At 34.3% G+C, this 3,532-nt stretch carries 5 protein-coding genes; all 5 read left to right on the top strand.

Going from position 1 to position 3,532, the window contains the following annotated elements; translation table 11 throughout:
* The first annotated feature begins 273 nt into the window (after nt 1-273).
* On the top strand, nt 274-822 hold the full coding sequence (locus H6A27_RS13995; protein WP_204509122.1) for a hypothetical protein: 549 nt from the start codon (nt 274-276) through the stop codon (nt 820-822).
* Nucleotides 823-827: 5 nt separating this feature from the next.
* On the top strand, nt 828-1,742 hold the full coding sequence (locus H6A27_RS13990) for a hypothetical protein (protein WP_204509121.1): 915 nt from the start codon (nt 828-830) through the stop codon (nt 1,740-1,742).
* Nucleotides 1,743-1,834: 92 nt separating this feature from the next.
* The gene (locus tag H6A27_RS15255) at nt 1,835-2,239 is read left to right on the top strand and encodes a hypothetical protein (protein ID WP_239469713.1); all 405 of its coding nucleotides are present in this window, start codon (nt 1,835-1,837) and stop codon (nt 2,237-2,239) included.
* An 8-nt stretch (nt 2,240-2,247) separates the two neighbouring features.
* Complete coding sequence (locus H6A27_RS15250; RefSeq protein ID WP_239469712.1) at nt 2,248-2,649, top strand: DUF2589 domain-containing protein; 402 nt, start codon at nt 2,248-2,250, stop codon at nt 2,647-2,649.
* A 78-nt stretch (nt 2,650-2,727) separates the two neighbouring features.
* Complete coding sequence (locus H6A27_RS13980; RefSeq protein ID WP_204509120.1) at nt 2,728-3,429, top strand: endonuclease/exonuclease/phosphatase family protein; 702 nt, start codon at nt 2,728-2,730, stop codon at nt 3,427-3,429.
* Nucleotides 3,430-3,532: the final 103 nt, after the last annotated feature.

Genomic DNA, 3,532 nt, shown 5'->3' with positions numbered 1-3,532 from the left:
ATACAACATTTTGTGCTTCGAGCACGGCAATAGACGATCAATCAAGTACGTAGGGCTTGATTTTTTATTGCACCGGCATAAAAAACGAAGATTTTTATGTAAGTTTGTGGACTCTTTTTTAGACGGATGCCTGCTGGCGCCCGTCCAAAGGGGGTACCCTAAAATTGGAAACTTACATATGATTTCACGTTATAGCATGTTATTAAACATGCTGTTTGTTGCGATTAATATGTTATAAAACAATTATTTTTGTAACATAAAAATATTAATATAATGACAACTGATTTAATATTAAAGAACTATCAAGACTATCTTGAATATTTGGCAAAAGAAAAATCTGATGAGATTTTTACTAATGCCGGTAAGGCTCATGCTTCTATTTTAATGTCAATATTATTGAAATACACAAGAAATGAAGTACGAATATTTTGTGAAGGATTTAAACCGGACCTTGTTACAACCGAACCTTATTGGAGCGAACTGAACAGGTTTCTGGAAAAGAGAGAAAATAAAATATCTGTCTTGGTTGAAAGTTCTGATTATTTAAATGACAATCCGCTTTCATTGCTTAGAAATAAAAAAACTGAAAGAAATAATGATTCTATTAAAGTCAGACTGATACAAGAAGAGGATAAAAAACACATTTTTGAATCGCTTAACACAAAACATTGCAATTTTGCGGTGTTCGATAATGAAAAGTTCAGATTAGAGCATATACCTGAAAATTATCAAGCTATAGGTTCATTCAATCATCCTGATAATTGCAATAAGCTGATGAGATTGTTTGATGCATCATTTCAAAATGCTGAAGATTTGATTTAATTATCATGGATGATATAATGTTAGTTAATTTTGCTCCGCTCATACAATTGTGGGCGGGGATTTGCTTGCTTTTCTTTTATGAACCAATATTAAAAAACTTCCCTTTGTCTAAACTGCATGAAGAAAAACAAAATCTGATAGTCTCATTCTTAGGAAAATATCAGGCGTATTTAGATGATGAGAAGTTAATGAAAGGTTATAAAATGCTGGAAGATAAATGGGACATATTCTATCAGACAATTAAAAATCTGGCATCATTAAACTTTTATTTTTCTCTTGTAGTTTTGGCTTATATAGGTATAGAAAGCCATAATTATTATGGAACTTATTATCAGGCTCTGCAGATATTAGACTATTGTATTATCATTTATTCATTAATGGCATGGATATTCTATAAAACAAATGTCTTTGTAAAATATATAAATTCGATTGTTTTCATTATAATATTGTTGGTGGTTTTCCATAATTATTCCGGTATAAATGATTTTTTCATAAAAAATATAGGTATTATAGATGACTTCTATTCTAAGTCTGAAATAACTGTCTTTACTTTATTTACTTGTTCTTTGTGTATCATAATAACTATTCTACAGCTATTTATTCATTACATCTCAATTTATAATACAAAAAGAAAAATAGAGAAAATTCATAAAAATGCAATGGAACTTAATGCCATTTTAATAGGAGAAAAAAGTTTGGATACTCTAAAAGGTGAATTAAAAAACAAATCATTATGTTATCTGACAAAAGATGAATTCCCTAAAACCATATATGAATTTCAATCAAAAATGAATGAGTTTATTAAAAAAGAAATTCAGGAAGAGTTCGACCGTTTAATTTTGCATTGGTATCAATTGCCATTACGTTATGTAAAGAGAAAATTTAATAAGATAATCATCCCCAAATGGCGTAAGGAGTAGGATTACACTAAAGTGAAGGAGGTTAATTGGATGGGAATATTCGTAAAGAAAAAGAGATATGCATTTTTAATAACCTTTTTGAATTTAATGGTATGTCAGAGGACAAGAACATTCCGCAAGCAGACGGAACAGAGAACAGAAAAACTATAATTAAATTAGGTAACGCAGATATTGAAACCACTATTGACAAGGATGGGCACATCATTATGCCTGATGAGGTAATGAATGTCATAGCTGCCGGCATGGCGGTGATGCAACAAGCCAATGAAAAAACTGTGGAAACGAAAGATACGGACCAAACGAAAACGGAAAAGCTTGGCGAAAACATTCCTGACAAGTTTAAAGGATTGCCTATGCGTGAACTAATCGGTGCTCCGCTGTTTGCCGCTGCCGAAGCACAGGAGAAACTGGCATCCATTGCATGGGACTATTATCAGAAGATTGCGTATGATACTGATGACACTGGAAAACCTAAGGATACTCTACCCGGTTATTGAAGTTTGATTTGGAACGCCCCGTGGTACAGGATGGAGTCGTATCGGCAGACAATAATAAAGTTACCGTAAAAGCTCCGTTCATAGGACTGGTTCCTATTCCTTCGTTGTTAATAGACCGTGTGGATGTTGATTTCCAAATGGAAGTCACAGATACTAATAGCTCAACTGATAATAAAAACACAGAAGCTTCTACGAATATTTCATCTAAATGGTTTGGAGTTAATGTCGGCATATCGGGAAAGGTTACATCCTCGCGTGAAAATACCCGTTCGACTAATCAGACGGCAAAATATCAGGTACATGTAACTGCCAGCCAACAACCACGAACTGAAGGCTTAGCAAAATTGATGGATATTATGGCTTCTTGTATCGAACCGGTACCGACATCAGGTAAAAGTGGCGGAGAATAATAATATAAGAACGAATTGTTTAACTAGGGAAAACGGAATGCAAAGCGTTCCGTTTCTTGTTTATATCGGATAAATAATATGAAAATATGTACATGGAATTCGCAAGGTAATCCTTACACTGCCCCAAAAAAAATAGAGATTCTCAATCAATTATACAATGACAATGATGTATTGTTAATACAAGAATGTGGAGATATAGCTAAAGATTTACAATTACCAGACGCAACTATATGGGCTGAAGGACAAGCAGGGGCTTTTAATAACCGTTGTACTACTTGCATTATTTCAAAAAAGGGAGGTCAGGGCGGAACATTAGATGTGAGTAGTTCAACTGGCAGACCTGCTATATATTTAAATGTCATGGGTTTAAATATATATACCTTACATGCCACATCAGGTAATGGAGTACCGGATGTAATGAATCTTTTTGCACGTGCAGAAGAACCTTTTATTATTGGAGGGGATATGAATTGTTCACGTACTGCAATTATGGATAATCATGGGGTAGCCGGTAATATGACGGATTATATTTTTTCCGGAACGCGTTCAAGATATGGAAATCTTGGAAGATTGGTTACATCAGAAAGAGTTACACATCCGGGGAGCGGAAGTGAATTGGATTTCTTTATAGTCAGTTTATCTTTGAAAACTGAATGTACACGCCGTCATCCAGTTACGAGAAGCGATCATTATCCCGTATGTACAACAATTTATGAATATGGGGAAGAAACAGCAGCACGCACTGAACAAAGTGTGAGGAAACTTCTCGAAAGGTGCTGAAAACGGTTGATATCCGTTCACCCAAAACGGTGATATCCGTTCACTTTTCATCCTCTAAACCTATGGCGATGCAAATTTATTGATTTTCGTCTGTAATGTTATA

The organism is Bacteroides caecigallinarum (genome assembly GCF_016902295.1).
Lineage (GTDB): Bacteria > Bacteroidota > Bacteroidia > Bacteroidales > Bacteroidaceae > Phocaeicola > Phocaeicola caecigallinarum_A.
Note: the sequence above shows the minus strand (reverse complement) of the source record. Positions and strands in the feature narration are given on the sequence as shown.

Coding starts and splice junctions, on each gene's coding strand:
- H6A27_RS13995 (WP_204509122.1), top strand. CDS start 274: ATGACAACTGATTTAATATTAAAGAACTATCAAGACTATCTTGAATAT.
- H6A27_RS13990 (WP_204509121.1), top strand. CDS start 828: ATGGATGATATAATGTTAGTTAATTTTGCTCCGCTCATACAATTGTGG.
- H6A27_RS15255 (WP_239469713.1), top strand. CDS start 1,835: ATGTCAGAGGACAAGAACATTCCGCAAGCAGACGGAACAGAGAACAGA.
- H6A27_RS13980 (WP_204509120.1), top strand. CDS start 2,728: ATGAAAATATGTACATGGAATTCGCAAGGTAATCCTTACACTGCCCCA.